This window comes from Nocardiopsis changdeensis (assembly GCF_018316655.1).
Taxonomy (GTDB): domain Bacteria; phylum Actinomycetota; class Actinomycetes; order Streptosporangiales; family Streptosporangiaceae; genus Nocardiopsis; species Nocardiopsis changdeensis.
This window is the reverse complement of sequence record NZ_CP074136.1, coordinates 84,621-111,105: the sequence shown is the minus strand read 5'-3', so window position 1 is coordinate 111,105 and position 26,485 is coordinate 84,621. Positions and strand designations below refer to the sequence as shown.

Here is a 26,485-nt window from a genome sequence, read left to right as displayed (position 1 = left end):
AACCCTGAACGAGGGCGGTAGATTCCGTGTGCCGGGTGCCGGTCCTGCTCACCCCCTGTGGGGTGCCCCTGGTCGCGGGCGGGAGGGCCCTGCCCGCTGGGTGAGGAGGCACTGTGCGCATCCCCGGTAGAGGCCGCTCCGACGATGAGAGCGGCCGACAGCCGCAGTGGTGGCTGTGGCGCCTGGCTGCGGACGCAGCCCGGACCGTGCTTGCACTGGTCCGGGCCGCCCTGTGGCTGTGGCGCCAGGGAGAGGAGGGACCCACCGGCCAGTAGGGACCTGGCCGGTGGAGTCCCAGGGGAGGGCCCATGCGTGTGCGTCTCAATTCACCGCGCGGGTCCTCCCCTGGCCAGCGTAGGCGCTGCCAGGGCCGTGCGCAGCAGAACCGCCCGTAGGACTCTGCGCCATCCCCGGGGCCCCGAGCGCCGAGAGCATGTCGGCGGACGCCGTTCACCTGGGATGCCCGGTGCGATGGGTTTGGGCTGTTTTCCTGCGGCACCGCACCTGACCTCGGTACGGTAATTCCACATTGTTCTCCTAGCCTGGCCTTGAATCCTTGGTGGCTTGCAGGGGCCGAGGCGCACAATGGGAACGGGGCGCCCTCACGGCTCTACAGTCCGGGGTGCCCCGTTTTGCTGCCCTGTAGGGCCAGGAGACGCCAACCGGAGCCACCAGTACGCAGGCGCGGGGCGCTCGCGCTCAGGTGACCAGGGGGCTGCCGCTGGCGATGTCCGCCCACCCCATCGGGTGCGCAGGGCTGGCGCCGGGTCGGCGGCGGTCGGGATCTCGACCGCCTACAGCATGTGCGCGCGGGCCAGCTCAACGGCCAGGGCTCGGCGGCGAGAGGTGATCATGGGCGCCAGTCTGGCGCCGTCACAGCGCGGCCGGGGGGTCCTTGGACTCGTCGCCGTCAGGTTTTTCCTGGGCGGCCAGGGTGCGGTTCAGGCGCTCCTGCGCAGCGCGGGCGTTTCCCAGCACGGCGGCAATGGTCCGGCGGGTTTCAGCAGCGTGGTTGTGCATTCCCTGGATGATGAGTCCTCCGAGGTCGTCGGGGACCTGGTCGGGTTCGGGTGGTGTCATTCCATCGTCTCCGTTCCGGGTTCCGGGGGCGACAGGGGCGAGCCGCGGCGCAGCAAGTCGGCGGCCTCACTCAGGTCGGCGTGCACACGGGCGAGGGTGGGGTGGGAGGTATCGGTCACCTGCCGATGATCCCACCCCGCGCCGCCCGCACCTGATGGGCCCGGCGGGTGCCGGGCCGGTCAGTAGGAGAGCAGGGGTTCGCCGTCGGTGTCCACGACCGTGCGATCCCCCAGCGGCGCCTCCAGGTCCACGAGGGTGCTGGTCTCACCACCGTGTTCCTCCCCCTGCCCGCACAGGAAGGTGTTGGAGAAGTAGACGGCGTGGACGGTCACGGTTTCCTCGTCCTCCTGGACCGTGACCGAGAGCGGATCGGATCCGGAGGAGCAGTGGCCGAGCCAGGCGCGCACCTCGATCCGGTCCTCGCCCACCAGCGTGTACCCGCTCAGGCGGCCCTCCGGGGTGGAGGCGTCGGTGAGCAGGTGCCGGGTCGGGGCCAGGTCTCCCGCTCGGGGTGTGGTCTCGGAGGGGGAGGCGGAGGCGGAGGGTTCGGCCGCGGTGGGGTCTTCGGCCGGCGGTGCGGGATTCCACAGCACGAATCCGACCACTCCCATCACGACCATGGCCCCGCCGGCCATGCGCTGGGTGAAGAACCACAGGTCCGAGGGGTAATTCTGCTCGGGGTCGCGGTACTGCCAGGACTTCAGGTGCCAGGCGAGCTGGGGGTAGATCGCCAGGACCAGGCCGCAGACGATCAGGATGGTCAGGATCAGGGCCATACCGCGTACTCCACAGGGTGTTCGGGGGTGTTCGCAGGGTTAGAGCCCTGCGCGGCACAGGTGGTTCCCGGCGCGGCGGCTATGGCCGGGCGGGGCCGAGTGGCGCGGTTGCGCATCCCCTGGATGATTGAGTTCTCCAAGGCCGTCGGGGACCTGGTCGGAGGTGGGCGTCAGCGGCGCAGGACGTACACCCGCTCCTCACCCTGGATGGGCGCGGTCTCGCACCCCTCAGGAGTAGCCAGGTAGGGGCCGCGCCACACCCGCTTGGACTCCCCGGTCGACGGCCAGTGCCGGGTGATGCGGTGCGGTCCGACCCACCACCGCACGTGGTAGGTGCGCCCCGTCCCGTCGCCGGGGCCGGGACGGGCACCGGTGGCGGCGCCCGTGGGCGGCTCGTACCGGCGCAGGGTGACGTAGTCCACCGTTCGGGTCGGGTCGCCCCCGGCGCGCTCGATGCGCCGCGCGGCCGCGCGGGGGGCACTGAGGTGCTCCACGTCGTGCAGGCTGCGGCGGCTCGCGGGCTGGCGGATGACCAGCCAGGTCGCCAGCAGCATCCGCATCACCGCGACCGTGTCGCTCTGAGCCTCCTCGGTGCCGTCCCCGTTGATGAGGGACGACCAGGGGCGTTCGCGGCCGTCGGCCGGGATGCGCAGGTCCCCCATGGGGACCACGTCGGGGACCAGATGGGGCGGAGTGAAGTGGACGAGCGGGGCGCGCAGGGCCTCGCCCAGCGCTCGCGGGGTGGTGCTGGCGGGGTGCAGCAGGAGGCCGACCTCGATCGTGCGGCCGCGGGTGGACCAGACCACCCCGTCGGGGGCGTAGTGCATCCCGTCGTCGGGGTCGGCGGGAACGCGGGGGCGGCGGCCCCAGATGAGGATGCCGTGGGGCTGGGGGAGGTCGTCCTCGGCGTCCACGGCCAGCGTAGAGAGGCCCTCCGCCATCTCCTCGGCGGTGTCGCACATGTCCTCGGCGACGTAGACCATCCCGGCCTGGTCCAGAGCGCCGCGCCAGCGTTCGGCACCGATCCGTGCGGCGTCCGGGCTCGTCCTGCTGACGGCCGCCAGGGTGTCGGCGGCGGCGGGGGAGGCGTACCACTGGGCGAGCCGGTGGCGGATCTCGGGCAGTTGCCGGGGGCTGATCGCGGGGGCGCTCATGGCACCAGTGTGTGTGCTGGCGCCGACATTGCGCCAGGGCCGGGCCGCCCGTTCACGCGCAGGGCCCGGACGCAGGGTCGGGCCGGTTCCCCTCTCAGGGGCGATGAGCGCGTGTCAGCTGGTCACAGTCCCCATTCCTGATTCCTGGACGTCCTTGATGTCGTCGATGAGGTCGCTGATGTCCTCCTGGTACATCATCCACAGGGCGTCCTCGTCGGGGCGGTCCTCGCCGCGGGCGCCGCGGGGGGTGGCGGCCCACTGCTGGTCGCTGATCTGTCGCAGCAGGGACAGGGCGTACTTCACCTGCCGCCCGGTGGCCTTGGGCAGGTTGGCCATGCGCCGGCGCTCGGCGTCCTTGCGGTCGGCGATGTAGGCCCGCTGGGCGTCCTCGGGGCTGATGCCGCGCTTGATGCGCTGCGCCTCGCCGTCCACGTGCTCGATGACCTCCAGGACCAGCCGGTTCGTCGGGGTCCAGCCGAGCACCTTGCCGCGGTAGCTGCGGCGGGTGCCGTCCTCGCGCTGGGTGTGGACGGTGCACAGGTCGCCCTTGCCGTAGCCGAGCCGGATCCAGACCTCGTGTTTGCGCACGCACCTCCTCCTTTCCCTCCTCGTGTTCTTGTGTGGCGGCCCGCCCGGGTGTCGGGCGGGCCGCGCTCTTCACCGCGCCGGGGCCCTCCCCGCTCGACGCGGGGGAGGGCCCCGGGGGTCGTCAGGTGGCGTTGACGCCCGCCTCAGCCAGGGTGCTGGCCCACCGCATCGCGACGCGGCGGCGCACCTGGGCGTCGGGGCTGAGCTGGTCGGCCAGGTCGGCGGCCAGCAGGACCGGGTCCGGGGCCGGGCCTCGGCCGCCACCGCGCAGGACCGCGGCCACCATCTGCACCGTCCGGGCGGGCTCGGAACCGGCGCTGTAGGACACGATGCGCCGGTAGTGCTCGCGGCCGCGGTGCCGGCCGAGGCCGGCCAGGTACGCGCCCAAGGTCACGCCGCTGCCGGGCTCGCCGGTCCGGCCGAGGCCGGCCAGGGCCAGGACCAGCCACACGGCGGTGTGAGCGGGGGTGTCCACGTCCTGGCCGGTGATCTGGCGGGCGAGGGGTCCGGCGTCGGACTCCACGGCGACCTCCAGGCCGCGGCTGGTGAGGTCGCGGGCCCACCCCCGGCGGGGGCTGGCCAGGTGGCTCTCCAGCGCCGCCCGGTCCCACCCGGCCGGAACGGTCGGTTCGTTGCTCATCATCTGTCCCTTCGGTTGCGGGCCGCCTGGTGGCGGCCCCACCCCCGCAGGTGCGGGGAACGCAGACCGGGAACGGGTCAGGCGGCGCGGTGGCCGGTGTCCTCCAGGTGCGCCAGCAGCGCCCCGGCGGCCTTCACCTCCTGCTCGGCGGCGGCCAGGCGGGCGCGGGAAGCGGCCACCCGGTCCAGGCGGGCCGGGTCGGCGGCCAGCCGGTCGCGCAGGGACCGGTGCGCGGCGGCCACCTCCAGGCGCGCGGCGGCCAGGCGGGCCCGGGTCGCCTCGGTGAACGCGGCGCCCTCCAGCGGGCGGGGCCGGTCCAGGGTACGCAGCAGGGGCAGGATCCGGGCGGCGTAGCCGGTCCAGTCGTAGGCGGTGCTGGTGGGGCGGTCGGCGGCCTGCCGGTGCAGGGCCTCCTCCTGGCGCGCCAGCTCCTCGGCGCCGTAGAACGCCATCTGGGCGGGGGACAGGGCCAGGCGGGGCGGCGGGGTGGCGGCGAGCCGGGCGGCGCGGGGGAGCACCGGCGGCGGAGGCAGCAACGCCATCCGGCCGCCCACCGGCACGTAGCCGATCTCCTCCCACCCGGTGTCGGGGTCGGTGACCAGGGCGGGGGCGGTGTGGCGGACCTCGTACCAGCCCGCGCGGCCGGCGCGCTCGCGGGCGGGGCAGGCGCACACCCGCTCGCCCTCGCCGTCGTGGGGGGCGGTGCACAGCGGGTGCACCGCCAGCGTGGTGCGCTCCCAGTCGTGGGCGCGGTCGATCAGCCCGGGGGCGGCCGCCTCCAGGGCGCGGGCCAGGGCGCGGACGGGGGCCCGGTTGTGGGCTCCGGACAGATGCATGGGTGGCTCTTCCTCTCCTCGTTGTCGTGCGGTGTGTCGGGTGGCGGGCCCGCCCTCCTCACCAGGGCGGGGCCGCCGCGCGTCAGCGGGTATCGTGGGGCTCGGTTCCGCCCTCCTCACCTGGGCGGAACCTTCTGTTTCCCCGGGCCGGGCGGCCCGGGGACCCCTGCTGGGCGCAGGGCTCGTGCTGGTCCCGGGCGCTATCCGGTGACGGCCCGGTACGCCTGGACCAGGCGTTGGGCGAACGGGGTGGGCGAGTACCGGGCGTGTCCGGTGTAGGCCGGACCGGTGGGGTCCTTGAGCACGAGGCTCCCGTAGGTGGCCAGCGCGTACAGCCCTTCGCTGTGCTCCTGCAACGCCACCGGGGCGGAGGATCCGGCGTCCACCACGGCGCACACCGCGGCGGTCAGCTCCTCGTCCAGGTACCGCAGCCCGTACGCGGCCTTGACGGCCTCCCGGGCGAAGTAGCGGCCGGGGTGGCCGGGCTCCTGGGTCTGGGGGGCGACCACGCCGATCACGGGCGACCAGGCCATCCACTGGTCCCGGCCGGTCTCCTCGGCGGGGGAGTCGGGCAGCATCCACACGTACCCGACCGTGATCCTCTCCTCACGTTCGGCCTCGGTGTAGTACTCCTCATCGCCGTCCTCGTCACGATAGCCCTCCACGGGCAAAGCGTCCTGGGGGACCTGGTCCGCGCCCTCGACGGGGGCGGCCACCAGGATGCCGTTCATGCGGATGGGCACGGTCTCCATAGGCTTCTCACCTCTCTTCATGGGGTTCGATCCCGCCGGGTGGCGGTATCCCCGCGACGTGCGGGGCACAGGGGCGGATCAGGCGTTGTCGTGGGGAGAAGGGGCCCGCCCTTCTCAATTCGGGCGGGCCGCTCCGGTGCTCGTGCCGGGTGTCAGACACCCGCCTCCGCGCGCAGCTGCCCCAGTCGCTCCAGGGCCTCGGACCGGGCCTCGGCGCCGCTGGTGTGCAGGGTCGTGGCCTTGTCCCAGATGTCGCCTTCGCAGTCGCCCCTGGCGGTGGTGGCCTCCCACCAGGTGACGGTGTGCTCGGTGCCGTCGCCGCGGCGGACCAGGAATCGGTGCTCGGTCACCTGGGCCATGCACCCGTCCCCGAAGGGGGAGGGGGCGGCCCGGTTCAGGACCGCATCCCGCATCGGCGTGCGGTCGTGCTCCACCGCCTCCAGCAGCGGCACCCACTGCTCGGAGCGGCCGATCCGGTCGGCGGCCACGAACAGCTCCACCGCCGCGCGCGCGGGAGCCGTCAGGTCCCTGGGGCGGGTGAATCCGTGCCCGATCGGGCAGATGACCCACGCCCCGCGGGTGATGCTGTGGTCGTCCCACAGCGTCCACCCCTGGTCCCCTCCTCCTTCGTGGTGCACCGCCCGCGGCCCGGTCTCGGCAGAGACCAGCCAGTCCCACCGGTCCGCGTTGTGCTCCAGGTAGGTGCGCATCTCCTCCGCCGAGCCCGCCCACACCGGCGCCGTGTCCTCGGGGTAGCGGGGGTTCGGGTGGGTGAGCTTGACGCGGGTGCCCTCGGGCACGTGCGGGGGGCGGGCCGCGAGCGTGGCGGCCACGGTGGTGTGCCCGCCGTGCTCGCGCAGGGCCTTGGCCCGCGGGTAGTCCATCCCGGCCGCGGCCAGGGCGGCGGCCTCGGTGACCCGCCAGTGCCCGCGCAGCTGGTATCCGCCGTGCGGCCACTGCCAGGGCCACCCCGCCTCTTTCCACTCCTGCGGGGTGCGCTCCAGCAGGGCCGCCACGTCGGCGGCGTCCACCACCTGCATGGTCTGGAGCCGCTGCCGCAGGGCGGGCAGGGTCCATCCGGCCTCCAGCAGCGCCCGCTGCCCGTCGGCGGCGACGCCCTGGTGGCGCCAGTCGTCATCGTCGGCGTACAGGTCGGTGAGGTCCTGGACCAGGCGTTCCCGGTCGGGGGTGAGGGGGTGGCCGATGGCGATCCACGACCCCCACGTGGACTGTGTCCAGTCGTCTCCGTCGCCGCCGTTGTAGGCGAGCGTCCACAGCACACCGGACCGGCGGTCGATGAGCAGCTCCCGGTGCAGGCCGGCGGTGTCGTAGCGGGGGGCCATGGGGACCGGCACGGCGGTGGCCGGGCTCGAACCCGTGTCACCGTCGTAGTGGAAGGCGTCGGGCTGGCGGCCGCCGTAACGCCAGTCCAGCAGGTGCACCAGCCGGGCGGCGACGTGGGCTTGCCTGCCCCGGCGCTGCTCGGCCTCCACCAGCGGCGCGGCCTCCTCGGCGGCGGCCGGCCGGACCGTCACGGTCCAGACATAACCCTCGTCGGCGCCCACACCGAGCGACAATCCGTCCTCGGCGTAGTACCGCTCCTGCACGTCGACGGGGACGACGATGCCGCTGATGAGTCCGCTGCTGGTGGTGTGCCCGCCCGGGACCTGGTCCGCGGCGAACCCCTCGGGGGCCTGGTCGGCGTACCAGGTCTCGCGCCGGGGTCGGCCGGTGCGGGGGCGCGTCTGCTCGGGCCAGGCCGCACCGCCGCTACCGCAGCTGATCAGCATCGTGGGGGCGTCGTTGTCACTGGTCATGGGGTTGTCTCCTCATCTGGTGTTGTCCCGGCCGCGCCTGGTTCTGGGGCCGTGGCCCGCCCTCCTCACCAGGGCGGGACACGGTTCTCACTACTGTGGCGGGCGTCTCGGACACGCCCGCGGGTGCGCGGTCAGGCGCTGGCCTGGCCCCACCGCCAGGTGCCGGGGCGGGCATCCAGTGCCTCCCGGGTGTCCCGGGGCATCACCCATCCGTCGGCGCGGTCCCGTTCCTTCGACGTCATGAAACGGTGCTCCTGCTTCCGCACGGCCCTGTCCAGCTCGCCGAGCCGGTCGGCCGTGGCAACCGTCTCGGAGCCGTCGCCCAGGTAGGGGGCGGGGTACGGCTTCTTGCCGTGGGCGAGCACCTGTTCCAGGGCGGTGCACGCCCGCTGGTAGCCGTACAGGTCCGCCCACGCCCGGGGGCTCGTCGCCTGGTCCATGGCGGCCCGGTCGGCGTGGAAACGCCGGTGCTGCTCGGCGGCGGCGTCCCACCAGGCGGACCGGACCAGCGGCACCAGCCGGTCCCGGACGGCGTACATCTCGGGGATCGCCTCCACGACCGGGCGGATGGAGTCCAGCTCCCGCAGGGTCAGGGCCACGTACTGGCCGTCACCCAAGCGCTGGCGGCGGATCCGGTCGGCCAAAGCGCCCATGTCCTCGTCCTCCAGGGCCTCGGCCAGCTCGGTGCGGCGGCCGCCGACCAGGACCTCGATCGGCGGGTTCACCACGGCCTGCCACAGCCAGTCCTGGCCGACCTGCTTGAGCTGGTCGACCCGCTCCGGGGTGATGCCGAGCGTGTCGGCGGCGATGGGGGCGGGGTCGGGGCCGAGGGCGGCGTCCCACACCTCCATGACGACCATCGCCTGGGCGCGGTCTCGGACCTGGGGGTCGGGGCGGGTGGCGGCGTCGGCGAACCGCTCGCGCGGCCGCTGGTCGACCAGCGTGGGGGTGTCCAACTGGACGGGGGTGTTGTGCAGGGCCACCGGAAACCTCCTCAATGAGTACAGCGTCGTAATCAACAACTCAAGAGTACACCGCTGTACTCATCCGTGGGTGCTTTTCGAGAAAAAACTGCCGGGGAATTCCCCGGACTCCCGTGAACTGGGAAAACACGCCGCAGACAGTGAACCCGGCCCTGGGAAGGCTGCGGGTCGGGCGCGGAGCCCGCCCGCCGGCGCCCGGGGCCGCGCGTTCCACGGGAACGCCTGCGGGGTGCGGACAAGCGAAAACCCCTCCCGAAGGAGGGGCCGTCTCCCCCGCGAGGTGCGGGGACCCGTGGGAGCAGTGTCCGTACCAAGGGTCATCCCCGCCAGGTGCGGGGTCGTGAGGCTGGAGTCTACAAGCCGGGGAAGGAGTTCACGGCTGGAGCCGACGGCGGGCCACCATGTCCGGTGATGGCCCGGAGGGCGGTGTCCAGGAACCCGTGGCGGACGGACCGCGCGGGCACTTCCCACGATCAGGACGTGTCGGACTGCGCAGCGGGTGGGCGGGGGTTTCGACGCCCGCGCGCGTCCCCGGCGGAGCCGTCGGCCCGGACAGCAAAAACCCCTCCCGAAGGAGGGGTGTTTCCCCTGCGTGCGCAAGGATTTGGCGGGCTTTCACCCTGGCAAGCCGGCCCCTTAGGGACTACCCCCGCGTGCGCGGGGCGGCTTGCTGATGCCACGGTACCAGGCTCCCGGTCGCCGTGTCCGGCGTTCACGGGAGGCGACGCAACTCAAAGGGCGGCTTCCGCGGGCTCTGCGGGGCCGGGCTGGGAGAGGCGGTGGCTCAACGCACGGGCCTTGGACAGCGCTGGCGCTCCCTCCGCCAGCCGCCCGGGGTTGCTGCGCAGGCGCCTGTCCGCCCGGTCGACATGCCGTGCCACCACGTCCGCCAGCGCCTCGCGGCACTGTTCCATTCCTGCGTCGGTGTCCAGGTCGGCGAGTTCGGGGGCCAGGTCCCCGGACCACTCATGGCGGGCGCGGGCCACCAGGTCGGCCACTCGCTCCTTGGCGCGGGCGGCGCGGCTGGGAACGGTCGCGGTCGCGGCGGCGCGCACCGCGCTGTCGGCGAGGGCGACCATGTCCCGTACCCGGGCCAGGCGGGCGTGGGCGGCGGTGCCCGGGACCAGGGCGGCGGCGGGCAGCGTCCAGGTGCGGTCGTGGATGTCGTAGATGACGGACCGGTGCCGGTCGGTGGCCAGGGTGGTGGTCTCGACCTGCACCCGGTCCAGGACGTGGTGGCGGTCGGCGAACCAGTCGATGACCGTTGGGGTCGACGGAGGTGTGGTGCGGCTCTTGGCCGGGGCGACCAGGCCGGGGACGGTGGCCTCCAGTGATCGGGGCAGCACCAGCCTGTAGGCGTCCTGGAAGCACTGGTCGGCGCCGTGCGCGGGGTCGCCGGGCACCCTGAGGTCGTCGCCGCCGGTGATGTACACCCGGCGCACCAGGCCGTCGGCGTCGGGCAGCAGGCGGATGCGGCGGGCGGGCCAGCACAACAGGTCCACCATCCCCTCCGGGGTGCGGCCGCGGCGGCGCCCCGCCACCGGGGTGGTGCGCTCCCACCAGCCCTGCCCGGCCGGCCCCTGGGGGCCGGGGGCCAGGTTCAGCAGCAGGGTCTGGGCGAGGGGGGTGCCGACCAGCCGGGTGTGGGGGAGGGCGGCCGCCGGGCCGACCGGCACCCCCCGGTCGATCCCGCGTTCGTGGGCGGCGCGGATGCCGCCGGTGTCCCAGGCGTGGCACCACAGCAGCCACCGGGCCGCCTCGGACAGGCTCAGCTCCGGGGGCATGCGCCACAGGAACCCGGCGCCGGCGCCGCGGTCGGCCAGGGCGGTCAGGGACGCCACCGGGGCGGGCTCGGGCCGCTGCACGGGATCCTGAGCGAAGCCGGGCTCCCCGTCGGCGGGCAGCAGTTCCCACCGGCCCCGCCCGATCTCCTCCAGGTCCTCCAGGGGCAGGCCCGACTCCCACAGGGCGGGCCAGTGCCGGGAGTCGACCGGGCCGGCCAGGCGGTGGGCCACGGCCAGCAGCAGCCGGTACAAGGCGATGTCCACGGTGGGGTTCTCGGCGGCCAGGGCCGCGATGCGGTCGGCGTCGGCCAGGGCAGTGCGCACACCGACCTCGGTCCGGGTGCCGTCGGCGTAGACCACGGGGATCCACGGATCGCGGAACAGGTTCAACCCAAGGTCGGGCATAGGGGACTCCTCGCTCGTCAGGGAGCCGCGACCCGCGTACAGGGGTGCGGGCGCGGCGGTCTCGCCCCCGGAAGAGGGGGGCCGTTCCCGCGAGCGCGGGAGGAAAAAAGGGGGGCCTGGGCGCAGCGGCCCGGACCGGTGTGCATCCCCGCGGGTGCGGGGCCGATGGGGGAGGGGTTCTCGTTCGCGTCAGGGGCCGGATATGGCAGGCACTCTACACGCGCGCCCTGCCGGTGCGCCCCTATCCGGGGTGCTGGTACTCCTCGTCGTGCCCGCCGAGTTCGTTGTCCATGTCGTCGAAGCAGTCGGGGCCGCAGGCCAGGCCCAGGGACGCGGCCATGCCGCCGCCGTGGATCCGGCGCCCGCAGTTCCCGCAGTGGGGGGCGCGAATCCCGCACACCGGGCGGCTGTCGGCGGCGGCGCGGGCGGCCCTCTTCGCCTCCTCTTCAGCGATCTCCTTGTCAAGCAGGGCCTGGTACTCGGCGGCGGACCGAGCCCGCTCGGCCTCGCGCTCCTGCCAGCGCACGTCATGGTCGATGGCGAAGGCCACCAGTTCGGCGTGCACGTTGTCGGGGACCCGGTCGGTGGGGATGCGTTCCCCCCACCGGATGACCACGCCGTCCCCCTTGCGGCCTTCGCGCAGGTGGTAGAGCACGGGGTAGTACCCCGGTTCCCGCACGGGCTTGATCAAAGCGGTCTGGATGGGCGGGTTGATGCCGCTGACGCGGGGCTGGCGCTGGTAGTGCACACCGATCCAGTAGTGCTCTCGCAGCTCGGCGGGAAGCCGGGAAGTCGTGGACATGGCGTCGTTGTTCCGTTCCAGGGGCCGGGCGCACCCGGCCCCGCGAGTGCGGTTCCGGTGAGGGGTCAGGAGTCCAGGGCCTCGGCGGTCTGGTCGACATCGCTCTGGAGATGGGGAAGCAGCTCCTCGATGTCGTCGTCGGTCAGCTCACCACTGTGCGGCGGAAGAAGTGAATCCTTCATCGCCACCTGGGTGGACACCACCCGGCGGTGCCAGACCTCGGCCGCGGGGCCCACGGCGAGGTCGCCGGCCTCATCGATGTACAGCACCGGGGATTCGACGCGGGAGCCGAGCAGGGCGCGGATGTCGGCGCTGGTCAAGTCGGGCATGGTTTTCTCTCCTTCGAGGGTCGGTCCCGCCCGTGGTGGGCGGCATCCCCGCGCAGGCGGGGCAAGGTGTCTGGTGGTCAGCTGCCGTGCCGGGTGGCGTACCGGCCGGGACGGGCCGACATCGCGTGCATGCACTCGAAGTCGCACGCCAGCCCGAGACTGGCCGCGTGGCCGCTCCCGACGATGAGGGTCCCGCACTCGTCGCAGCGCCGACCCTCCTGCTCGGCCTCGGCGACCATGCCGCGGCCGCGGCGCTTCGCGAGCGCGAGCAGCACCGGGTCCTCCTCCCACTGGGTCAGGCAGTAGGGGTTCAAGATCATCGAGACCCGCTCGTCAGGCAGCGGCTCCTCGTACCCGGCGGCACGGGACGCGGCTTCGAACTGCTCCCTGCTGTAGGCGTCGCCCGGGTGGGCGGCGGTGGCCTGCTCCAGGCGGCGCTGCGCCTGGCGGTCGTCCTGCTGCGCCAGCCACTGGGCGTAGGCCCGGGACAGCTGCGTCCACACGATGTGGTCCACGCTGTACTCGAACATGGGCCACCGGTCGGCCAGGCCCCGGTAGGCGCGGATCTCGTCCTCGGTGCCGGGGACGAGCCCGACCCGCTCGCACGCGGCCGTGTACGCCGCCCGGTCCAGTAGCGCGGGCTCTTCCCGGTGCTCGGCGTACTCCACCCGCCCCCCGGCCGCGGCTGCCGCCGCGGCGGCGTCCTTCATGGTGGTGTCGAGCTGCTCCCAGCAGGCTTTCCGCGCGTCCTCGTCTCCCAGGTGGGCCAGCAGTTCGCGGCGGGTGCGGAAGTTGTGCCGTGAGCTGTAGCCGTAGCTCCACTCCCGGGCGGGGACCTGCCAGACCTCCCGACCGGTGACGCCTCCGAACGGCTTCATCGCCTCGTCCGTGACCATGGTGGCGACGTGCCACCGCTCCCCGCTGGCGTCGGCGTAGACGTGCAGGTCGAAGGACCTGCCGGTGCGCTCGTTGTGGTAGCGCTCCGGCTGGCCGGTCTCGGTCAGCCCGACCAGGGACGACTTGGTGATGAGCACGGCGCCCGAGTCGGTGACGGTCCGGTCGATCTCCACGAACTCGCGGGTGTCGGCCGCGAACGTTATCTGGTGCTGCACGGTGATCCTCCTGGAGGTTCGGGTCCGCCCGGGTGGGCGGCATCCCCGCAATGCGCGGGGCTTGCGCTCTCAGGAGGTGGCGTTTGCGGCCAGGTAGGCCAGCGGTGCCAGCACCCACGGGGCCCCCGGGCCGTCGGAGACGCTGGTGTCCCACCCCACCGCATGGAACTTCGAGAGGTTCGGAGGCAGGTGGGCCTCCATCAGGAGCAGCTTCACGGTCCCGTGCTCGGCGCCCTGCTGGGCCTCCCAGGCATGCACGGCGGCCAGGGCCTTGGGGCTGGGCCGACTGTCGCTCGGCAGCAGGACGGGGTACTCGGCCGCGCGGGCGTGGACACCGAAGCCTGCGATCTTCTCCGCCTGCTCGTACAGGGCGCCCAGGCGCACCACCATGGGGCCCAGGTCGACCTCACCGATCCGGCGGTCGATGATCAGCTCGTGTGAGCGGTTCAGTGCCGACCGCATCCTCATGACCTCCTCCCACCGTGCTTCCGTGATCTGGTCCCAGTCCACGGTGGGGTGCACGAGAAGGGTCTCACCGTCGGTGTCCTCGGTGACGGTGTACGTGCCGGCGTAGTCGGCAAGCTGGGTGTCGATGAGGGCGCGGGCTCGCGCTCGGCGGCGCTGCTGGAGTTCCATGGTGGCCTTTCTGCTTGTGGGATTGTCTTCCGCCCAGGGCGGTATCCCCGCGGGGGCGGGGAGCAGGGGTGGGTCAGGAGTTGTCGTGTTCGGCGACGATCCCCCAGAAGTCCACCGCGTCGATCGCGGCCCTCAAGACGTCGGCGTTCCACGGTGGGCGTTCGGAGCTGGGGCCGTAGAACTCGTTGTTTTGGAGGGACACGCCTTCGGGGAGGGTCTTGTTGAGCGCAGCCCGGAAGTCGGCCGCGACCACCTCGACATCGACATCGACTTGGCCTCGGAGGGCGTCGGCCACATACTCTTCGACGGACCCGCCCCACCCGGTCACCGACTTGAACGCCGCCCAGTGGCCGTACCCGACAGTAGAGTTCAGGTACTCGGCCCGGTCGTTCAGCGCGGCTTGCAGCCTGCGGTGCTCAGCCGTATCGGCATTCCCTGGCGCATCGACTCCTCTGCGGTGGGACGCGGCGCGGAGCGGCACCCCGCGCGGGCGGAGCGCGGGAGCGGGTCGGGTGTTGGGGGCGGCCCGGTGGTGGGCCTCCACCCGGTCCCGGATCGCGATCTCCCACGCCAGGTGCGTGAGCACCTGGTGGGCCTCCTCGTGCGGGCCGGCCTCGTACTCGGCGCGGCCGTCGGGGCCGGTGCCGTAGGCCCACACCCGGCGCCCGCTGCGGGAGTCGGTGCGGTCCACGTGCGCCGTCCAGGCGCGGCCGTCAACCTCGGCCTCCCACGTGCCCTGGGTGCGGGTCCACGCCACGGTGACCTCCTCGCGCAGCACCGGAACCCACTGGGTGCAGGTGTAGGTCTCGGTGTCGGGGTAGGTGGGCGCCGGGGCGGTGTCCGGCCCGGCCGGGTGCTCGTGCAGGTACCGGGTCGCCTCGACCAGCGCGGCCTCGAGGGTGGCGGAGCCCTGGAGGTCGTTACGGGTGCGCCGCGCCGCGAGCTTCTCGTCCAGGTCGGCGTCCTCGGGGGCGGCGTGGACCAGCTCCCACCGGTGCCCGGCGTGGCCGGGCCCGGCGTCCACGCGCTCCAGGACCAGGCGCCGTTTCCGGGAGTCCCGGGTGGTGAAGGTCTGGTACGCCTCGATGGGGGAAGGGCCGTGCAGGACGGGCTCCCACTCGCGGGTGACCTCCTCCAGGGTCCGGTGGGCGATGACGGTGACGGTCCTGGTCATGGTGCGCTCCCTGTGGTGCTCGGCGTGAGTGGCGACGGTGCCGTGGTGGCCTCCGGGCAGGCGGGCGCCCGCCTGCTCGCAGCGCCCCGGTCGCCGCTCCGGGCCGTACCGCCCCGCGGCGTATCGGGGAAGGTCACCGGTCATGGCCGTCCCCGTCGGCATCGGGTGCGGGCACGTGGAGTACGCCCCCGACGTAGCTGTAGGTGCCGGGCGCGATGATGCGCCCGTCCTGGTCGGTGATCTGGTGCCCGTCGAAGCGCAGCTCTGCCGCTTCCAGGACGGGCAGGCCCTGGGCGATGAGGCGCGCGTGCTCGGCCGAGACGAGCGCGACCACGGGCGTGCCCCGGTCGGTGATGATCTGCGGGCCCTGTTCGGCGGCCGCGGTGCGCAGCTGCGCCCACTCCTCGCGGGCCTGGCGGATGCCCCACGCCCCGACCGGGGCCAGCCCGGTGGCGGTGAGCATCTCCAGCGTCACGAGAGCGCTGTCGGCGCGGCCGTCCACGGTCAGTGTGAGCGTCTGCCCGCTGGCCTGGACTCTGCGGACACGGTCACCGAGCGCGTCTCTGACCTGCGCACTGGGCTCGGTCTGGGTGGACAACGGCCCCCCTCTCAATGTGTACATCGTTGTAATCAACACTCCAAGAGTACACCGTCGTACTCTTCTCGGGGGGCTTTTCGCGGAAAAACCGCAAGGAATTCCGAGCACCCCCCGCGACCAGGAAGGACACACCCCTGGGCCAAGGGGCGGCGCAGCGCCACCCGACGGAGCCCGACGGGCGACCCGCCCGCCTCCTGCCTCAATTCCGGTCGGAAATCTTCAACCGCCCCTGCGGGCAAGCCGATGACCCGCGCGAACGGCGCGACACGGCACGCGGGCCGTAGGCTCAGGGACATGACCCTGGAGCCCCTGCCCGCGCACACCATCCCCACCGCCCGCCCCGAAGCGGCGCCGGAGCCCGGCCTGGCCGACCGGATCCGGGTGGCGTGGCTGCTCGCACAGCCCTCCCCCCATACACGGCAGGCGTACGCCCGGGACCTGGAGATGTGGGCGGGGTTCCTCGACGGCCTGGGCGTGGACGTGCTGGCGGCGCGGCGCGTGCACGTGGACGCCTGGACGCGCGCCCGGCAGGCCGCCGGGGACGCCTCCTCGACCCGGGCCCGGCGCCTGGCCTCGGTGTCCTCGTTCTACTCCTTCGCGGTGGGCTACGCGGCGGAGAACGGCCGCGAGGACCTGGGCCTGCACAACCCGGCCGCGTCGGTCAAGCGCCCCCCCAAGGCCAGTGCGCCCACCCGGGCCCTGGACAAGAGCGAGTACCTGGACCTGCTGGCGGCCGCCGAGGACGCCGCCCCGGCGTGGGGGCCGCGCGACGCCGCGGTGGTCGCGCTGCTGGGGATGGGCGGGTTCCGTGTGGCCACGCTGACCTCCATGGACGTCGGCGACCTGGGGGTGCACGGGGCGCACCGGACCATCACCTACACCGGCAAAGGCGACAAGCGCCGCACGGCACCGCTGGTACCGGCCGTTCTCGGCTACCTGGACGCCCACCACGCGGCCCGGCGGGCAGTGGCGCCGGTGGCGGCATGGGAGCCGCTGCTCCTGGCCAACGACGGCGGCCGCCTGTCCGATGACCAGGTGACGCGGATCCTGGCCCGGTGCGCGCGCGCCGCGGGCCTGCGCGCCCCCGCGCAGGTGCGTCCGCATGTGCTGCGCGCCACCTACGCGACTCTGGCGCGGGCGGCCGGGGTGTCGCTGTGGGACCTGCAAGAGGCGATGGACCACGCCGACCCGCGCACCACGCAGCGGTACGAACAGGGTGAGCACCGGCTGGCCAACGCCCCCGCCTACGCGGTGGCGACCTTCCTGCTCAGCGCCTGACCCCTGCGGGATCCGCCACAGGTAAGGGCCGGCCGACACTAGTGGGCGCCCTCGTCGTCCTCGGGAAGGTTCTGCCACCACTGGTGCAGTCCCTCGGCGGGGAAGTAGGCGCGTTCGCCCTTGGCGAGGTCCTGCGCCCGGCGTCCGTCGACCGTGGCCGGCATCGAGCCGGCATGCCGGCGCCGGTACCGGTGCATCTTCGCGGGATCCACCTCGATGAGTCTGGCGAACCTGGTCAGGGTCATCCCCTCCGGCGCCGGGCGGTCACCGCGGCGCCGGCGCTTGCCCGCGCCCTGGCCCGTGCGGTCGCCCAGCCGGCTGCCGGGGCGGCTCTGCCACCACCGGTACAGGTCCTCGAGCCGGAACTGGGCGATCTCGCCGTACTCCAGGTCCTGCACGCGCCGGCCGTCGGCCGTGCGCGGCATCTTCTCGGGGGAGAGCTGCCGGTACTGGCCGACCGTTTTGTAGTCGACGCCGATCAGGGACGCGAACCGGCTCGCCGTCACCTCCTCGTCCGGGGCCACGCCCAGCTTCTCCAGCGGAGGCACAGGCCGGGGCCGGCGGGGCTCGAACGGGGCCAGCTTCTCGGGGTCGTACAGGGCGACCTTCGTGGTGGTGGCCGGGCGGGCGTTCCACCACTCCAGGAGGGCGCCCAGCGCACGGTGCCCCTGGGTGGGCCACGCGGTCCGCTCCGCGGGGTCGGCCAGGGGCGGGAGCGGCCGGGAGTGGGTGGTGACCACACGGCGCACGGTCTTGGCGGAGGATCCGATCAGGTCGGCGAACCTATCCAGGGTCACCGCCTGGTCGGGGTCGGTGCCCGGCGGCAGGGGCGTGTCCGCGCGCCGCTTGGGCACCATCCGGTACCGGACGGGGTCGGGGAAGTCCTCCTCCTCGCGCGCGAGGGTGGAGGCGCGGCTGTAGCTGTAGCCGCAGCGGTTCGCCCACTCCTCCAGGGTGAGCAGTCCGGCGTCGGCCTGGTCCGGCGTCGGCTCCTGGTGGTCGCTCATGGTGTGCGTTCTCCTTGCCGCGGTTACTATGTGTCCAGTCGTTTCCGGTGGTGTGGCCCCATTGTGCGCCCCGCCGATCGGAGGCGGTCGTATCGGAACCGGCCCGGACAAGGCCAACTCGCCCTCCGGGGCGGGCCCCGCAAGGGGGTCCGGGCCGGTTTTTCGTGTTTCGGCGGCCTTCTGGGCCGGGCGGGGTGGCCGCGGGCCCGCATGCGTCCTGGCGGGAGCCCCGGGTGTCGGCCGGCCCGTGCACGCGGCGGGCCGGGGCCGCCCCGTGGTGGGGCGGCCCCGGGGGTCTAGGACCGGACGTGCGAGCGGATGTACCGCTGCCGGGCGTTGTAGGCGTCGGGCATGCGCGCCCGGTCAGCGAGGTCGAATGCGTCGTCGTCGCTCTCGGCGTGGATGACGGCCTGGGTGATCATCGCGGCGGCCGCGTCGTCGTAGCCGCCTTCGGTCAGGGGTGAGCCCGGCACTTTGGCGTTGATGACCTCGCAGAGCACTGACCGCGTGATGCGGGTCAGCAGCCAGTACTCGACGTCGTTGCCGGGGTGGAACAGGCCCAGCTGCACGCGGGTGCGGTGCAGCAGCAGCCCGAGCGTGGCCAGGGGCTGGAGGCTGAACTCGCCCGTGTGGGCGCTGTGCCGCTCGGCGAGGGCCTTGTCCAGGTCCACGGCCTCGGGCCTCATGGCCCAGTCGCCGCCGCCGGGCTGGACGTACAAGGCCACTAGCCACCCCAGGTGGGAGAGCCAATGGTGGTCGCGCGGGCGGGTGCCCTCGTGCAGCGTGCGGGCGAACACGCATCCCGACGCGGCCAGGGCCGCACTGATGGGGCGCGGGGCTCCGATCCGCCCGGCGGGGTCGACCTCGGCCAGCTCGCCCAGGAAGGGGGAGCGGGCGGCCTCGACCAGGACGGTGAGATCGGTGGGCTCCAGGGCGTGGAGGGCATGCGCGGTCTTGTGCACCTGGTCCTCGGAGATCCCGAGGGCGGAAAGCCAGTTTTTGGTGATCGTCGTCAGCATCATGTGGGAGTACTCCCTGGTAGACGGTCGTATCGGCGTCGACGGGAAGAGGCCAATCCCCCCTATCGACACACGCTATAGTACCATAGTTTCACTTTGTGGGGTGCTTCCCGCACCGCCCCCGGTGGTCGTCGTCCCGCAGGTCCTGGCGCTGGCCCTGGGGCGTGTAGCGGGGCCCGCGCCCGTAGATCACCTCCACGTGACGGCACGGCCGGGGGCGGCCCTGCTCGTCGTTCCCGCATGCGCAGCAGACCGTGTCGGCGCGCAGCTCGAACGCCCCCACCCCCTGCACCTGGTAGGTGGTGCGCCCGCCGTCCTGCCAGTCGGTGCTGTAGGTGGCGCGGTAGGTCCTGCCGGGCACCGGCAGGTCGGCCGTGCCCTGGCCGGCGCCCTCGGGCGCGGGCAGGGCCGGGGGCTCGTCGGGGATGTGGGGGCGTTGTAGGCGTTGACCGGCGTGGGCATGTGTCCTGTCAACGTCGCGGTGTCCTGCTGTACCGGGTGTTCCTTCCGGGTCGGGGTGCGGGCCCCGTGCGGGGCCCGCACCGGTTTCTCTGTCGGGTCCGGCTCAGGCGCCGGACCGGGTGTGGGGGGCACTGGTGCGGCCATCGCGCCGCCCGGCCTCCAGGGCCTGGGCGTGGCGCGCCCCGTGGGCGGGCACGGTGCGCACCCGTCCCCCGTACCGGCGCCGGTAGGCGGCCTGCACCCGCGTCCGGTCGGCGGCCAGCACCATCCCGGCCGCCCGCCCGGCCTCGCCCTCGGCGACCAGATCGCGGTTGCCGGTGTTGATCTGCTCGGCCAGGCCGAAACCGAACGCGCGCACGTAGTCCTCGCGCCACCGGCGCGCCTCGGCGTCGGTGGCGCCGCCGTACCGCTCGGCGCGCCAGCGGCGGCACTCGGCCACGGCCCGGCGGTGCATCTGCTCCAGGACCACCGGCACCAGCTCGCGGATGAGGGCCATGGCACCCTCGGCGGCGACCACCGTCACCTGGTAGCCGCCCGCGCTGCGGGCCCGTCCGCGCACCGACATGCCTCCGCAGGCGTCGATGACGTAGGCCAGGCCGGCGGCGCACGCCGCTCCGCGCCCGCCGGTGTCGGGGACGTGGAAATCCCACCAGGACACACCGGCGTCCTTCGTGTCCGGCCCGGTGCCGGGGCAGTGGTGGGCGGCGTCGGGGTCGACGTTGTAGCGGATGCGCAGCTCAGCGGCTTTGGCCAGGTACGCCTGTGCGACGGCAGGGGAGGTGTTGGGGTGGCGGGCGGTGGCCAGCAGGGCGTCGATTCTGCGGCGGGCCTTGGCGTCGTCCACGGGAGTCTCCTTGTGCTCCTCGGATCGGGTGAGGGTGGGGGGAGGGGCGCGGGGCCGCGCCCCTCCCCGGGGCGGCGCGGGGCCGCTACTCCTCGTCCTCCTCGCCGCTCTCGTCGTGCTCCCGCTCGTCAAAGCTCGGGAACATCGCCGCCGCCACCTGGGCGGCGTCCTCGGGGCCGGCGGCGGTCACCACCGTCTCCAGGGTCTGCCAGACCCACCCGCGCCCCGGGGTGTGGACCACCCGACCGGTGCCGTCAGTGACCGCGTTGACCGCGTACTCGCCGGTGAGGCGCTCGCGCTCGCCGTGGACGGTGTACTCGGCCGTGGCCGGGGCGTCCGGGCTGATCAGCGGGGCCGCCTGCGCGGCGCTGCGGGTGTCGGCCAGGCGCTGCTGGTGGTGTGCGTCGGCGAGCGCACCGGCCAGCTCGCGGGCGGCCGCCTCGAACCGGGCGCGGGCCCTCTCCGCGTGCTTGCGGGCCTGGCGCTCCAGGCGGGGGGCCTGGGTGCGGGCGTAGGCGGCCTTGATGCGGTCCAGGTCGGGGCGTGCTCCCCAGTGGGCGGCCACCGCCTTGACGATCCGCGCCGCCTCTTCACGGGTGGCGGAGGGCAGGCTCTGCCAGGTCGAGAACGCCAACTGGTTCTCTCCCCTGATGCCGCCCATCTCGGGTCGGGTGTCGGTCGTGAGCGGGCCGGTGAGCCCGTACCCGTGCACGGCGGGGGTGTGCTTGCGGTTCTCCTGCCGGGTGTGGGGGCCGCCGGTGCCCATGTACAGCCGGACGTGGTTGCAGGGCAGGGTGCGCCCGTGCGGGTCGCTCCACCCCTCGGGGCAGTCGAGTACGGGCATCAGGGTGAACGTGCCGACGGAGAGGAGGGAGTACTCCACCCGGCCGCTGTCCCAGTCCGTGCGCACCACGGCTCGGCGGCCGACGGCGGGATGGGGCAGCATCTGGGAACCGTCGTACAGGTCGCCATGGAACATATGGTCACTCCAAGTAAGCAAAGAAGGGGGCCGTGTCCGAACACGGCGGACAGTAGGAGGGCGAAGCCGGGGCGCGGGAGAGGTCCCGCGCCCCTGGGGGCCTCTCAGACCAGGAAGACGACCTCGTTGAGCGCGGCCCACACCGGCTCGGGGTCGAACCCCTCGGGCAGCTCCTGGACCAGCTGCCACCACTGGGCCGGGGTCACCGACTCGGCGGGCGCCCCGGGGATGCCGCCACAGCCCGGCGCGCACGGCGCCTCGGCGGCCCGGCCGCACGCCGCGCAGTCGGTGACCTTGGCGGTCTGGGTCACGTCCCAGACCTTGACCACGGTCGCGCCGCTCTCGCCCCGGTAGGGGGCGGGCTCGGGGTGGTGGGCCGGGGTGTCCTGCTCGTGGGGCGGACGCAGGTCGGGCGCGAACACGTCCTGCTCGTGGTCGGCGCGGGTGTGTGCGCCGCCGGGGGAGCGGGTGACGGCCAGTACGCCCAGCCCGCGCTGTCCGCCGATGATCCGGCGGCCGTACCCGGCCCACGCGGAGCTGCCGGCCAGGCTGGTGGCGTTCGGGTACTGGGCGAGGATGATCGCCCGGTTGCGGGGGGAGTAGCGGCCGATGCGGTCGGCCGCGGTGATGAGGTCTTCCCACTGCCGGGGTGTGGCCAGCGAGCAGAGCAGGCGCTGTAGATGTGCGGTGAGGTGCGCGGGGGTGATCCGTGCACGCGCCATAGGGCGCACTCCAATCGTTGCGGATGCGGTCGTATCGCGTTGATGACGAGAGGCCAATCTCCTCATCAACAATCACTATAGTACCATAGTTTCACTGATGCGCGGGCCCCGGCTAGCCGACAGGCGATCGGCCCCGCACTTCGCGCGCGCCCCTTGGGGCGGACAGAAAAGAACCAGAAATCTTACGACGTAGATCACACGCGGCCGCAGAACCCCTTAACGGTTCGTTTAAGTCTTAAGACTTCTTGACATGCAAAAATACGTGGATGGAGTTCAGTCCCATCAAGATCCGCACCACCGAATCCGACGCCGAACGGGTCCGCCTGGCCTGGCAGTCCGAGCGGCGCCGACTGCGGCGCCTGGTCGACGCCCGGATGCAACGCCACCTGAAGGAGGAGGGCTGGCCGACCGACCCGGACGATGAACCCGTCGATGTCCCCCCTGCGGAGCTGCGTCGGCGGCGCAGGGTGCGCCGCGAGTTCGCCGCCGCTGTGGTGGCCGGCGGGGTCCGCCCCAAAGCGGAACTCCTGGTGGGGGACGCCCTGGTCGCGGAACTGGGGGAGCGGGGATGGCTGGCCGGGCCGGTGCCGGAGGTGGACCGGGACATGGTGCCGGTGGCGCGCTGGCCCGGTACCGGGACGGGGGAGCCGGGCCGGGCCTGGCGCGGGGTGGTCAACGCCCGGGTCCGGGCAGACCTGCCGCAGCGCACGGTGGCCGGGTGCTGGGAGCACTCGGCCGCGGCGGTCACGGCGCTGATCGCCTGGCGCGACGCCCACCCCAAGCTGGTGCACCGCCGCGACGATCCGGACGCCTGGGCCGAGTACGACCGGCTCGCCACCGGAGTGCTCACCCCCGGCGACGTCTACCGGGCCGCCCTGCGCCGGATCCGGTTGCCGGAGACCGTGCACGGCCCGGTCACGGTGAGCTGACGGCCCGCCGCCCCTGGGTGCGCCTCATCCTCCGGACCGCGGGGAGGGGTCACCGCCCGCGGTCCGCCATCGACCAGTGCGCGACGGCCTCTGAGATTAAGTCTGAAGACTTAATCACACCGGTTGGGGCTCACAAAAGCCCTGGTGAGACGGGTTTTCCGGTGCGGCTGAACCGCTTGTCATGTACTCGCGGTGGGGTTACTGTCGGCTGCACATCGACCACGAACGGGAGGCACGATGGTGGGCAAGACGCGCAGCACGGAGCGGGCGGACTACGGGCCCGGGCAGGCGGCCGCGCGGGCGGGGCTGTCGCTGGGGGAGTGGCGGCGGGCGGTGCGGTCGGGGCTGATCAGGCATGCGGACGTCGATGGGACCCGGTGGTCGGCCGCGGCGGTCGAACGGGCTCGGGCGTCGCGGGCCTCGATCCGCACCGGTCTCCAGGTGCTGGCGGCTCCCGAGTACCGGTGGGGGCAGGCGCCGGCGCACCTGCTCACCCGCGCCCAGCTCGCCGAGACCGGCCCGGACCGGCCGGTGCCGCTGCGGCCCGGCGGCCCGATCCGCGGAGTGGTGCGCTTCCGGCGCGACCGGGACCGGCTGTACCTGTACGACGTGCGCGAGGCGGTGCCCAAGCGGGAGCCGACGGCGGCGCAGAAAGCGGCCGCCGAGCGGCGCAGGCTGGCGGCGCGCACCTGCGCCGGGTGCGGGAAGGTGGCCGGCGACCGCAGCGAGCTGTCCCGGACCAAGCGCCTGTGCCCAACCTGCGTGGCGCAGTCCTGGACGCGCAAGTTCGCCGCCGACAGGCAGGACGCGGCGGCTTGGGCTCGGGAGGTGCTCGATGATCCGGCCACGGTCTTCCTGGACACCGAGACCACGGACCTGTGCGGGTACCTGGTCGAGATCTCGGTGACCGACCGGCGCGGCAGGGTGCTGCTGGACACGGTGGTCGACCCGCGCGCCGAGATCGACCCCGGGGCGCAGGCCGTGCACGGGATCGGTGCCGCGGACCTGGTCGGGGCCCCGGTCTACGCCGATCTCGCCGCGCGCCTGTGGGAGGTGCTGCGGGGGCGCCGCGTGGTCATCTACAACGCGGAGTTCGACACGGCGGTGCTGCGGCGGGAGGTGGTGCGGGCGGCCGCCGAGTTGGGTCCGCGGCCGCGCGACCTGGTGGAGCGGTACTGGCTCCCGCTGGAGCGCTCCGCGCGCTGGGAGTGCGCGATGGAGTGGTACGCGCAGTGGTACGGGGAGTGGGACCACTACCACCGCGACTACACGTGGCAGCCGCTGGGCGGGGGGCACCGGGCGTTGGGGGACTGCCGCGCCGTCCGGGAGCGGCTGGTGGAGATGGCTGCGGCCCTGAGCCCGGCCGGTTCCGCGGACCAGGGGCAGCCGGTGCTCGCCGGGCTCGACGCCTGAGGGCGGGCGACGCGCTGGCGCGGTGCTGTGGACGTGGCCACGTGGGCCCCGGGGCGCCGTGGTGGATCCGGGGCGCTGGACCGGCGGGCGCTGCTGCGGCGCCGGATCGCCGCGCACGCCGCCGCACCGGCGCCCGTGCCCGCCTCGACGGCGTGAGCGGGCGGCCGCGCCCCGGCTCCGGGGGCGGCCGCCGGGTCAGCCCTGCCGGATGACGGCGGCGGTGGCGTTGTCGTCCACCGCCTGGGCGCCGGCCCGGGCGTCCGCGGCGCGGGCTGCGGCGACCAGGGCGGCCGCGCACTGGGCCGGGTCGGCGGTCGCGGCCACGATGCGGTGCAGCTCGGCGTGGTCCAGGGCGTCGTGGACGCCGTCGCTGGTGAGCACCACGGCCGTCCACGGGCCGGAGTGGGTGGCGGTGCCCATGCTCGCGGGGTCGGCCGCCAGGCGCCCCAGCGTGGACGTGACGACGTGGTCGTGCTCGGCGGGGTCCTCGGCGACGGGTTCGCCGGCGGCGGCCAGTGCGCGCAGCCGGGCGCCCTCGGTGTGGTCGGTGGTGAGTTGGTGCAGGGTCTGGCCGTCGGGGTCCAGGACGTAGGCGCGCACGTCGCCGGTCCAGGCCACGGATACGCGCTGGTCGTCGCCGACGGCCACGGCGCCGACGGCGTCGGGCTCGGGCCAGTCGTCGGCGTCGCGGCCGGTGAGGGTGCGCCCGGCGGTCTCCAGGGCGGCGGGGGCCGAGCCGCCCGACAGGGCCGAGCGGATCGCGGCCAGGGCGGCGCCCTGGGCTGCGGCGGGCACGTCGGGGTGGGGGCCGTAGCCGTCCACCAGGGCGGCCGCCCACGTGGTGGACAGGGGTATGCGGGTCACGGTGACGGCGTCGCACTGGGAGGGCCTGGGGCCCTGGTCGGTGGCGGTGCCGACCCGGACCGGGGACGCGGGGGCGGAAGGCATGGTGGTCATCCTGTCGGTGCCGGGGCGCCGCGGGGGCGCGGTGCGGTGGGAGCCCGTCCCGTACCTGGGTGCGGGAGGGGTGATCGGGTCGGCGGCCGTCTCAGCGGTCGGCCGGTGCGGGCGCGGGAGGGCGCTCCAGCGGGTAGCCGATCGCGAACCGGTCGGCGCTCATGCGGGTGTCGTTGACCTCGACCACGGGGCCGCGGGCGCGGGCCGAGCGGGTGGTGCGGATGATGCGCAGCACCGGCACCCCCGCGCGCAGCTCCAGGGCTCGGCGCTCCTGGGCGGTCGCGGCTCGGGCGGTGATGGTCTCGGCCCACTCCAGCGGCCCGTGCCCGGCCTCTTCGAGGCGGTCGTAGATGCCGCCGGGGCCGGTGTCGGGGGCGGCGAGCACGGGCAGTTCGGCGACCGCGTCGGGGTGCAGGTAGGACACGGCGAGCTGGACGGGGGTGCGGGTCCGGGGGTCGCCCATCAGGCGGGTGCGGGTGGTGACCGGCGTCGCGGGTGCCACGTCCAGGAGGCGGGCGATGTCGGCCGGGGCGGGGGCGGTGGCCACCGTCGGGGTCTGGAGGGCTCGCCAGGGCTGGGCGACGGGGTCGAAGTAGTAGCCGATCTCATCGCGGAACACCCGCCGGGCGCGGGTGAGGACCTGGTGGTCGGGTGCGGGGCGCACGAGGGTGCCGCGCCGGCGCACCTTGTCCACGAGCCCCTCCTCCGCCAGGGCGGCCACGGCCTGGCGGACGGGGGTGCGGCTGGCCTGGTAGTGGGCCATGAGGTCGCTCTCCCGGGGCAGCGCCGTGCCGGGGGCGAACTCGCCTTCGGTGATGCGCTGCCTGAGGTCCGCGGCGATGTCGTCCCAGCGTGGCATGTGCGGTGTCTCCTCCCGGGGGTGGGCGACCTGCCCCCGAGGATAGGTAATTACCTATTGCGGGGATAGGGGGTGAGGACGCGATGATGCATTAGGTCATAACGTAACGGACTGTAGTGATCTTGGGGGGTGGCGGCACCGCCACAGCCTTCTTTCCCTCGCGTCACTGCGGCCCCTCCCTGGAAGGAACCCCCCATGCCCGATCACTCTGCGTTGCTGGAGTCCCCCGACGGGGAGACCCGCGCCTGCATCGCCCGCACCGGCGACGCCTTCCCCCTGGACCCCGCGGCCGCGATCGAGGCGGCGAGCACCGGCGGCCCCTCGGCGGTGCGGCCCTGGGGGCTGCGGTGGGCCGTGACGCCCCCGCTGCGCCCGCAGATCGCCGCGCAGGCCACGATGGTGGTCTACGACCCCGACCGCCAGCAGGGCGTGGACCGCCTCACCGGCGCCCCCACCCTGGGGCGGCGCGGCAGCGGCACCAAGGAGACCACCGGGACGCCGGACGGGTCGGCGCCGTCGGGCGAAGAGACCACGTCCGACTGATGGGGGG

At 73.8% G+C, this 26,485-nt stretch carries 31 protein-coding genes; 6 read left to right on the top strand and 25 right to left on the bottom strand.

All coding sequences use genetic code 11. The features are described from left to right. The first annotated feature begins 113 nt into the window (after positions 1–113). Positions 114–275 (top strand): hypothetical protein, encoded by a 162-nt coding sequence (locus tag KGD84_RS33305; RefSeq protein ID WP_220565948.1) that lies wholly within the window; start codon positions 114–116, stop codon positions 273–275. A 598-nt stretch (positions 276–873) separates the two neighbouring features. Here the strand turns inward: KGD84_RS33305 and KGD84_RS33300 are convergent. From KGD84_RS33300 to KGD84_RS33220, 17 genes are all read right to left on the bottom strand, one after another. After that, positions 874–1,080 carry a hypothetical protein gene (locus KGD84_RS33300; RefSeq protein WP_220566100.1) on the bottom strand — a complete coding sequence of 69 codons (207 nt, stop codon included), beginning with the start codon at positions 1,078–1,080 and terminating at the stop codon, positions 874–876. Next, positions 1,077–1,199: a hypothetical protein gene (locus KGD84_RS33295; protein ID WP_255647296.1), complete on the bottom strand. Its 123-nt coding sequence runs from the start codon at positions 1,197–1,199 to the stop codon at positions 1,077–1,079. Before KGD84_RS33295 ends, KGD84_RS33300 begins: the two co-directional genes overlap by 4 nt. A 60-nt stretch (positions 1,200–1,259) precedes the next feature. Continuing rightward, positions 1,260–1,856 carry a DUF6199 family natural product biosynthesis protein gene (locus KGD84_RS33290; RefSeq protein ID WP_220566099.1) on the bottom strand — a complete coding sequence of 199 codons (597 nt, stop codon included), beginning with the start codon at positions 1,854–1,856 and terminating at the stop codon, positions 1,260–1,262. Between the two features lie 170 nt (positions 1,857–2,026). Beyond that, on the bottom strand, positions 2,027–3,010 hold the full coding sequence (locus KGD84_RS33285) for a hypothetical protein (protein WP_220566098.1): 984 nt from the start codon (positions 3,008–3,010) through the stop codon (positions 2,027–2,029). 114 nt (positions 3,011–3,124) lie between these two features. Continuing rightward, a complete protein-coding gene (locus KGD84_RS33280) occupies positions 3,125–3,598 on the bottom strand; it encodes a hypothetical protein (RefSeq protein ID WP_220566097.1) in 474 nt (157 codons plus the stop codon). A 121-nt stretch (positions 3,599–3,719) separates the two neighbouring features. Further along, on the bottom strand, positions 3,720–4,238 hold the full coding sequence (locus tag KGD84_RS33275) for a type I-E CRISPR-associated protein Cse2/CasB (RefSeq protein ID WP_220566096.1): 519 nt from the start codon (positions 4,236–4,238) through the stop codon (positions 3,720–3,722). Between the two features lie 77 nt (positions 4,239–4,315). Continuing rightward, positions 4,316–5,074, bottom strand: a complete 759-nt coding sequence (locus KGD84_RS33270) for a hypothetical protein (RefSeq protein WP_220566095.1) — start codon at positions 5,072–5,074, stop codon at positions 4,316–4,318. A gap of 200 nt (positions 5,075–5,274) precedes the next feature. Next, positions 5,275–5,826: a hypothetical protein gene (locus KGD84_RS33265; RefSeq protein WP_220566094.1), complete on the bottom strand. Its 552-nt coding sequence runs from the start codon at positions 5,824–5,826 to the stop codon at positions 5,275–5,277. Between the two features lie 152 nt (positions 5,827–5,978). After that, complete coding sequence (locus tag KGD84_RS33260) at positions 5,979–7,643, bottom strand: hypothetical protein (RefSeq protein ID WP_220566093.1); 1,665 nt, start codon at positions 7,641–7,643, stop codon at positions 5,979–5,981. 131 nt (positions 7,644–7,774) lie between these two features. Continuing rightward, on the bottom strand, positions 7,775–8,626 hold the full coding sequence (locus tag KGD84_RS33255; RefSeq protein WP_220566092.1) for a hypothetical protein: 852 nt from the start codon (positions 8,624–8,626) through the stop codon (positions 7,775–7,777). Positions 8,627–9,357: 731 nt separating this feature from the next. Continuing rightward, a complete protein-coding gene (gene casA, locus KGD84_RS33250; RefSeq protein WP_220566091.1) occupies positions 9,358–10,815 on the bottom strand; it encodes a type I-E CRISPR-associated protein Cse1/CasA in 1,458 nt (485 codons plus the stop codon). A 241-nt stretch (positions 10,816–11,056) separates the two neighbouring features. Next, positions 11,057–11,617, bottom strand: coding sequence for a hypothetical protein (locus KGD84_RS33245; RefSeq protein WP_220566090.1), 561 nt, complete (start codon positions 11,615–11,617; stop codon positions 11,057–11,059). A gap of 65 nt (positions 11,618–11,682) precedes the next feature. Continuing rightward, a complete protein-coding gene (locus KGD84_RS33240) occupies positions 11,683–11,946 on the bottom strand; it encodes a hypothetical protein (RefSeq protein WP_220566089.1) in 264 nt (87 codons plus the stop codon). Between the two features lie 77 nt (positions 11,947–12,023). Beyond that, the gene (locus KGD84_RS33235; protein WP_220566088.1) at positions 12,024–13,058 is read right to left on the bottom strand and encodes a hypothetical protein; all 1,035 of its coding nucleotides are present in this window, start codon (positions 13,056–13,058) and stop codon (positions 12,024–12,026) included. Between the two features lie 69 nt (positions 13,059–13,127). Next, a complete protein-coding gene (locus KGD84_RS33230; RefSeq protein WP_220566087.1) occupies positions 13,128–13,694 on the bottom strand; it encodes a hypothetical protein in 567 nt (188 codons plus the stop codon). A gap of 73 nt (positions 13,695–13,767) precedes the next feature. After that, positions 13,768–14,868, bottom strand: a complete 1,101-nt coding sequence (locus KGD84_RS33225; protein ID WP_220566086.1) for a hypothetical protein — start codon at positions 14,866–14,868, stop codon at positions 13,768–13,770. Positions 14,869–15,001: 133 nt separating this feature from the next. Next, a complete protein-coding gene (locus KGD84_RS33220) occupies positions 15,002–15,466 on the bottom strand; it encodes a type II toxin-antitoxin system prevent-host-death family antitoxin (RefSeq protein ID WP_220566085.1) in 465 nt (154 codons plus the stop codon). A 294-nt stretch (positions 15,467–15,760) separates the two neighbouring features. Here KGD84_RS33220 and KGD84_RS33215 point away from each other — a divergent pair, with 294 nt between their 5' ends. After that, a complete protein-coding gene (locus KGD84_RS33215) occupies positions 15,761–16,744 on the top strand; it encodes a tyrosine-type recombinase/integrase (protein WP_220566084.1) in 984 nt (327 codons plus the stop codon). Positions 16,745–16,782: 38 nt separating this feature from the next. Here KGD84_RS33215 and KGD84_RS33210 read toward each other — a convergent pair whose 3' ends face one another. The 6 genes from KGD84_RS33210 to KGD84_RS33185 form a co-directional block, all read right to left on the bottom strand. Next, complete coding sequence (locus KGD84_RS33210) at positions 16,783–17,541, bottom strand: hypothetical protein (RefSeq protein WP_220566083.1); 759 nt, start codon at positions 17,539–17,541, stop codon at positions 16,783–16,785. Between the two features lie 506 nt (positions 17,542–18,047). After that, positions 18,048–18,773 carry a hypothetical protein gene (locus KGD84_RS33205; RefSeq protein ID WP_220566082.1) on the bottom strand — a complete coding sequence of 242 codons (726 nt, stop codon included), beginning with the start codon at positions 18,771–18,773 and terminating at the stop codon, positions 18,048–18,050. 88 nt (positions 18,774–18,861) lie between these two features. Next, positions 18,862–19,131, bottom strand: a complete 270-nt coding sequence (locus tag KGD84_RS33200; RefSeq protein WP_220566081.1) for a hypothetical protein — start codon at positions 19,129–19,131, stop codon at positions 18,862–18,864. 204 nt (positions 19,132–19,335) lie between these two features. Then, positions 19,336–20,076, bottom strand: coding sequence for a DUF2786 domain-containing protein (locus KGD84_RS33195; protein WP_220566080.1), 741 nt, complete (start codon positions 20,074–20,076; stop codon positions 19,336–19,338). A gap of 85 nt (positions 20,077–20,161) precedes the next feature. Next, positions 20,162–21,055, bottom strand: coding sequence for a hypothetical protein (locus tag KGD84_RS33190; RefSeq protein WP_220566079.1), 894 nt, complete (start codon positions 21,053–21,055; stop codon positions 20,162–20,164). 104 nt (positions 21,056–21,159) lie between these two features. Continuing rightward, entirely contained in the window at positions 21,160–21,777 is a 618-nt protein-coding gene (locus tag KGD84_RS33185; RefSeq protein WP_220566078.1) for a hypothetical protein, read from the bottom strand. Positions 21,778–22,043: 266 nt separating this feature from the next. On the opposite strand from KGD84_RS33185, the gene KGD84_RS33180 reads away from it, so the two are divergent. The 3 genes from KGD84_RS33180 (at position 22,044) to KGD84_RS33170 (ending at position 24,275) form a co-directional block, all read left to right on the top strand. Next, positions 22,044–22,706, top strand: a complete 663-nt coding sequence (locus tag KGD84_RS33180; RefSeq protein WP_220566077.1) for a hypothetical protein — start codon at positions 22,044–22,046, stop codon at positions 22,704–22,706. Positions 22,707–22,943: 237 nt separating this feature from the next. Then, the gene (locus KGD84_RS33175) at positions 22,944–24,119 is read left to right on the top strand and encodes a 3'-5' exonuclease (protein ID WP_220566076.1); all 1,176 of its coding nucleotides are present in this window, start codon (positions 22,944–22,946) and stop codon (positions 24,117–24,119) included. A 33-nt stretch (positions 24,120–24,152) separates the two neighbouring features. Next, positions 24,153–24,275, top strand: a complete 123-nt coding sequence (locus KGD84_RS33170) for a hypothetical protein (protein WP_255647295.1) — start codon at positions 24,153–24,155, stop codon at positions 24,273–24,275. A gap of 39 nt (positions 24,276–24,314) precedes the next feature. Here the strand turns inward: KGD84_RS33170 and KGD84_RS33165 are convergent, their stop codons facing one another. Together KGD84_RS33165 and KGD84_RS33160 are read right to left on the bottom strand one after the other, a co-directional pair. After that, entirely contained in the window at positions 24,315–25,067 is a 753-nt protein-coding gene (locus tag KGD84_RS33165) for a hypothetical protein (RefSeq protein ID WP_220566075.1), read from the bottom strand. A 100-nt stretch (positions 25,068–25,167) separates the two neighbouring features. Continuing rightward, positions 25,168–25,935, bottom strand: a complete 768-nt coding sequence (locus KGD84_RS33160) for a GntR family transcriptional regulator (protein ID WP_220566074.1) — start codon at positions 25,933–25,935, stop codon at positions 25,168–25,170. Positions 25,936–26,130: 195 nt separating this feature from the next. Between KGD84_RS33160 and tgmA the strand changes: the two genes are divergently transcribed. Next, positions 26,131–26,478, top strand: coding sequence for a putative ATP-grasp-modified RiPP (gene tgmA / locus KGD84_RS33155; protein WP_220566073.1), 348 nt, complete (start codon positions 26,131–26,133; stop codon positions 26,476–26,478). Positions 26,479–26,485: the final 7 nt, after the last annotated feature.